This window comes from Mycobacterium sp. TH-M25 (assembly GCF_057473665.1).
The window spans coordinates 1-5,432 of sequence record NZ_JBYCLA010000553.1 but is presented as its reverse complement, the minus strand read 5'-3'; the positions used below and the strand labels follow the sequence as shown (position 1 = coordinate 5,432).

At 64.7% G+C, this 5,432-nt stretch carries 5 protein-coding genes and 2 pseudogenes; 6 read left to right on the top strand and 1 reads right to left on the bottom strand.

Translation table 11 applies throughout. The annotated features are described in order from the left end of the window. Window positions 1–43: 43 nt before the first annotated feature. From AC2VOU_RS18465 to AC2VOU_RS18445, 5 genes and pseudogenes are all read left to right on the top strand, one after another. Window positions 44–469 carry a TA system antitoxin ParD family protein gene (locus AC2VOU_RS18465; protein ID WP_486958672.1) on the top strand — a complete coding sequence of 142 codons (426 nt, stop codon included), beginning with the start codon at window positions 44–46 and terminating at the stop codon, window positions 467–469. Continuing rightward, a complete protein-coding gene (locus tag AC2VOU_RS18460; protein WP_486958671.1) occupies window positions 466–1,044 on the top strand; it encodes an ATPase in 579 nt (192 codons plus the stop codon). The genes AC2VOU_RS18465 and AC2VOU_RS18460 overlap by 4 nt, the downstream gene beginning before the upstream one ends. Before the next feature lie 48 nt (window positions 1,045–1,092). After that, window positions 1,093–2,124 carry a glycoside hydrolase family 6 protein gene (locus AC2VOU_RS18455; RefSeq protein WP_486958670.1) on the top strand — a complete coding sequence of 344 codons (1,032 nt, stop codon included), beginning with the start codon at window positions 1,093–1,095 and terminating at the stop codon, window positions 2,122–2,124. Window positions 2,125–2,387: 263 nt separating this feature from the next. Then, a pseudogene (locus tag AC2VOU_RS18450) lies at window positions 2,388–2,955 on the top strand (ATPase). Window positions 2,956–2,987: 32 nt separating this feature from the next. After that, the gene (locus AC2VOU_RS18445; protein WP_486958669.1) at window positions 2,988–3,371 is read left to right on the top strand and encodes a hypothetical protein; all 384 of its coding nucleotides are present in this window, start codon (window positions 2,988–2,990) and stop codon (window positions 3,369–3,371) included. A gap of 2 nt (window positions 3,372–3,373) precedes the next feature. Here AC2VOU_RS18445 and AC2VOU_RS18440 read toward each other — a convergent pair. Next, window positions 3,374–3,499 (bottom strand): annotated as a pseudogene (locus AC2VOU_RS18440) (nitroreductase family protein); the annotation flags it as partial. A 265-nt stretch (window positions 3,500–3,764) separates the two neighbouring features. Here AC2VOU_RS18440 and AC2VOU_RS18435 point away from each other — a divergent pair. Next, on the top strand, window positions 3,765–5,432 hold a 1,668-nt coding region (locus tag AC2VOU_RS18435; protein ID WP_486958668.1), incomplete at its 3' end, for a condensation domain-containing protein.

The following is a 5,432-nucleotide window of genomic DNA, read 5'->3' as shown; positions in this document are numbered from 1 at the left end:
AGAGTGCTATCCTTGTAGCAGACTGCTACAGCGAAGGCCGCTCATGACACAGACCACTGATCGGGTGACACGCGTCGCGGCCGACCTGATGGACAGCGCGGCCGCCGAAGGCGCACGACAAAGCCGCTCGGCCAAACAGCAGCTCGACCACTGGGCACGAGTGGGACGCGAAGTCTCGACTCAGCAGACGGCGGCCCGGCGGCGAGTTGAAGCCGCGTTGGCCGGCGAGCTGGAACTGCGGGAACTCGGTGCCGAAGAAGGTGCGGTCTTCAATGCCGAGATCGCAGCGGCCGTTGAAGAGAATCTGGCCGGAGCGAACTACGGCACGCTGCTGGCCGAGCGAGGCGTGACAACCGTGGCCCTCGACGACAACGGTGACATCGTCGAGCACCGCCCTGACGGGTCGTCGAGCACGCTGAACATGACACCACCACGCCGCAGAAAGGCGAGCGCCACACCCGCTCGATGAAGCGGCTCGATCTCGTCGTCGGGCCCAATGGGTCCGGCAAGTCGACGTTCGTCGAACTCACGTTGGCACCGCTGCTGCCCGGCAGCGCCTTCGTCAACGCCGACGAGATCGCCAGGCAACGCTGGCCGGATGATCCGGCCTCGCACGCCTACGAAGCTGCGCGGGTGGCGGCACAGACGCGGGCCACGCTCATCGAACTCGGCGCATCGTTGATCGCCGAGACCGTGTTCTCCCATCCGTCGAAGCTGGAACTGGTCGATGCCGCCCACGCAGCGGACTACACGATCGTGGTGCATGTCCTGCTGATTCCCGAGGATTTGGCCGTCGAGCGGGTCCGGCGCCGAGTGAGCGCTGGTGGACACGATGTACCCGAGAACAAGATACGTGAACGCTACCAACGTCTTTGGGGGCTCATCGCCGCCGCGATCCTGCGCTGCGACTCGTCCACCGTGTACGACAACAGCGGCCGCACCGGTCCCCGAATCGTCGCTCACCTGAGCGCCGGCTTCTGCATCGGCTCACCAGCCTGGCCGGCGTGGACCCCTGACGTGTTGCGGTCCGCCTGCCGCCCGTAGCGCGTCCGCGATTGGCGCTCGACGCCGCGGCGCACTAGTTTCCAAAAAGTGACATTTCTAACTGCTGGTGCGCTCGCGCGGTGGGTCGCGCCCTTCCTGACGGTCGCGGCCGTTGTCGGCACAGGTCAACTCAGTGAACCGGGGCAAAACAGTCCCGCCCCGGCGATGCGCCTGGTCGACAACGCCAACCCGTTGGCCGGCATGCCCTTCTACGTCAACCCCACCTCGGCGGCCATGCGCGCCGCGCAGCATGCCGATCCGCCCAGTCCGGAGTTGACCGCCGTCGCCAACACGCCGCAGGCGTACTGGATTGTCCCGGGCTCGTCGGCGTCGACCGTGGCGAAGTACACCGGCGACGCGGCGGCCGCGGGGGCCCTGCCGGTATTCACCATCTACGGCATTCCGCACCGCGACTGTGGCAGCTTCGCTGCGGGCGGCATGGGGTCCGGCGACGCCTATCGCGGGTGGATCGACAACATCGCCTCCCAGATCGGCGCCTCGCGGGCGGCGGTCATCGTCGAACCCGACGCGCTCGCCATGGCCGACTGCCTGTCGGGCGATCAGCGCCAAGAGCGCTACGACCTGATCCACTACGCCGTCGACTCACTGACGCGCAACCCGGCCACGGCCGTATACGTCGACGCCGGACACATCCACTGGCACAGCCCCGAGGACATGGCCGATCGGCTCAACAAGGCCGGTGTCGCCCACGCGCGGGGTTTTAGCCTCAACGTCGCGAACTTCTACACGACCGAGGACGAAATCGGTTATGGCGACGCGATTTCGGGACACATCAATGGCGCCCACTATGTGATCGACACGTCGCGTAACGGCGCCGGCCCGGCACCCACGTCCAAGCTCGACTGGTGCAATCCCAGCGGTCGGGCGCTGGGCGCCGCGCCGACGACAGCGACCGGCAACGGACACGTCGACGCCTTCTTGTGGATCAAGCGTCCAGGCGAGTCCGACGGATCATGCGACAAAGGCGATCCGCCGGCGGGCACCTTCGTGAATCAGTACGTCGTCGACCTGGCCCGCAACGGGGGCCCCGTCGATCTGGCCCGCAGCACCGGCCACTAGGCAGCAGCGTGTCGCTCACCCCGATGCAGCTACGACAGCGCCGCCTACGCATCTGGAGCAGAGCCAGAGTTTGTAGCAGACTGCTACAGTTGTAGTACACTGCTACGCGGGGAGTACGGCTAGGCAGACCTTGCCCCGCGTGGCATCACCACCGTGGCTCTCGATGAGAACGGTGACAGTGTTGAGTACCGCCCTGACGGGTCTTCGGTAACACTGAAGGCGAAGCGACCAAGCCAGAGGAAGGCGAGAGCTGCACCTCCCCGATGAGGCGGCTAGATCTCGTCGTCGGACCTGACGGAGCCGGTAAGTCGACGTTCGTCGGACGCACGCTGGCGCCCTTGTTGCCCGGCAGCGTTTTCGTCAACGCAGATGAGATTGCCAAACAGCGTTGGCCCGAGGATCCCGCTTCGCATTCGTATGCGGCGGCTCAAGTGGCGTCCAAGACCAGGGCCAAGCTCATCGAGCTGGGCGCGTCGTTCATCGCGGAGACCGTCTTCTCCCATCCGTCGAAGCTGGCACTGATCGACGCCGCCCACGCGGCGGATTACACACTCGTTCTGCATGTCTTGCTCATCCCCGAGGAGCTGGCGGTCGAGCGGGGTCGGCGCGGGTGGGCACAGTGTGCCCGGGAATAAGATTCGCGCACGCTACCAAGGACTTTGGGGGCTCGTCTCCGCCGCGCTCCTCCGATGCGATTCGGTGACCGTGTACGACGGCAGCGCCCTGAGAGGCCCTCGCATCGTCGCTCAGTTGAACGACGGCTTCGTCGTCGGCACACCGATCTGGCCAGCTTGGACGCCCGACGTCTTGCGGTCGGCCTGCGAGGCGTAATGCTGTCGGTGCCCACTCCTAACCTGGAGCGCATGGGATCGAGTAGCACGGCTACGTGCCTGGACTGTGCGGATCAGTTCACCGTCAGTGATGGCGGAGGTTTCACTTTCCATCTGTCGCACTGCGTTCGGTGCGGACAGGCCAAAAGTGTCGGCTTCGACGAGCTCGGCGATCTGCACCTGCGCTATTTGAAGGGCAGCGCAACCCCGTACACGATCGCCTTCGCCGGCGAGCACCGTTATGTCCGCGAGCATCTCGATATCGAGCCGCTTTCAGACGCGGAGTACTACGCAGCGGTGGAAGCGGCTGCCACCTGCGATTGCGGTGGCGCGCTGAGTTTCGCTGCCCCGCCCCGCTGCCCAAAGTGCGGCTCGCTCCGAATCGAGCAGGGTCCTGAGACGCTCTGCTACGACTGAGCTCACCACTGTTCTTGGTGGACAACCTCATCGAAGGGTCGGCGGTTGGGTTTGCGGATCGGCGTGAGCGGCCGGTCAGCTGGATACCAGACACCAAGTAGGTAGGCGACTTCGTAGCCCTCGGGCACAACCGCGTATTAGAGCCTCAGCATGCGGATGGACGGATGCATGAATGCTTTAGGCCTTAGAGAATACCCACTCTACTGCCATTACCGTCAATATCCGGTATATTGTATGTAAAGTAACTAGTCAGTGGGTATCCGGTACGGATGCGCTGGCTGCATCCAGGACCGTCGGGGGGTGGCCTGAACGAGCAATCGACGTCCCCGCGCTAGGAGGAGCAGATGTCGTTTGGGGCCGCAGTGCGGGCCATGCCAACAGTCTCTGAACTGCATGACAAGTGCAGGTCACGTGTTGGCGACTCCTGCCGTGGCCGCTGATTACACAATGGCCGAGACATATCCGGTCAGTCGGCGGCAGGAGTCGGCACCGCTGCCACTGTCGGTTTCCCAGACTCGGCTGTGGCTTCTAACTCAGCTCACGCCGTCCGCGCCCGCCCACAGCGAACTGGTCACGATTCGCAAGGCGGGTCCGCTCGACGTGCAAGCGCTACGCCGAGCGCTCACCGAAGTGGTTGCGAGGCACGAGGTGTGGCGCACGACCTTCAGAACCATTGATGGCCTGCCTCATCAATTTGTCCGGGAACCGGTGGAAGTCGACCTGCCCCTCATCAATTTGACCCACGTGAGTCTCGAAGACGCCGTCCACCGAGCCACCGAGATCGCCACCGCCGACACGCTGCGTCCCTACGACCTGGCCGAAGGACCACTATTTCGTCCGCGGCTGATCCGCATCAGCGAGGACGACCACCGGTTGCAGCTGGGCCTACACCATCTGGTCTTTGACAGGACGGCGCTGCAACGCGTGCTATTACCAGAGTTGACGGCCCTGTACCGCAGCTACGCCACGGGTGTGCCGCCGTCGCTGCCGGACCCGCGAGCGCAGTATGCCGATTACACGATGTGGGGGCTCGATTGGGTTCGCGGGCCGGAGACAGCCGGCCGAATCGCTCAGTGGTGCAACAAGCTTGCCGGCAGCACGCCCAGCCAGCTGCCGCTTGATCGCCCACGGCCGCAATGTCAGACGTTTGCCGGCGGAACCATCCCGCTGGCGATTGCACCCACCACCGTTGACGGGCTGCGTCGCGCGGCTCGGGCTGTGGACGGCAGCCTTTTTCACGCTCTCGCCGCCGCATACGCGTGGTGGCTTCATCTGTATGCCGAGTCGAACAACGTCGTGTTCGGCAGCACGCATGACTTGCGCGACCGCGCGGGCCTGTTGGAAGTGGCCGGTAACTGCGAGACTCCGGTAACCCTACGATGTGACGTGTCGGGCGACGAGCCTTTCACTGCACTCGTGGGCCGAATCCGTCGAGTGGTCACCGATGCGCTCAGCAATGCGGTGCCGTTCGACACCCTGGTGGCTGGGCTCGGCCTATCGCGAGATCCCCGCGACCGGCCGATTTTCCACAGTGAGTTGCTCTTTCATTCACCGTTGGCGTCGCAGTCTGACGAGTGGTCACTGCACCCGATGGACGCCGATGTCCGTGACGCCGTGGGATCGGCGACGTTAGACATCAGTATCGAGTTGGAAGAGCGGCCCGACGGACAGGTGGTGGGAGCGCTCGTCTTCAGCTCGGATGTGTTCGACCGTGCGACGGCGCGCGAGATGGCATCGCATTGGCGCCGTTTGCTCGATGCGATCGCAGCGGAGCCCGAAACACCAATGGTCGAGCATGATCTGGTTACCCCCCAGGAGCGCCAACGTCAGCTGAGCTGGAATCGGACCACCGATGACGGGACTTGGTCGCAATGCGTGCACGAGGTCGTCAGCTCGCAGGTCGAACGTACGCCTGACGCGATCGCGGTGCAGGTGGGCCACACCACGCTCACCTATCGGCAGCTGGACGACCGCGCGGCCGTCATCGCAGCGTGGTTAGTGCAGGCAGGGGCAGGTCCCGGCACGGTGGTGGCGTTGCTGCTGGAGCGCACCCCCGATGTG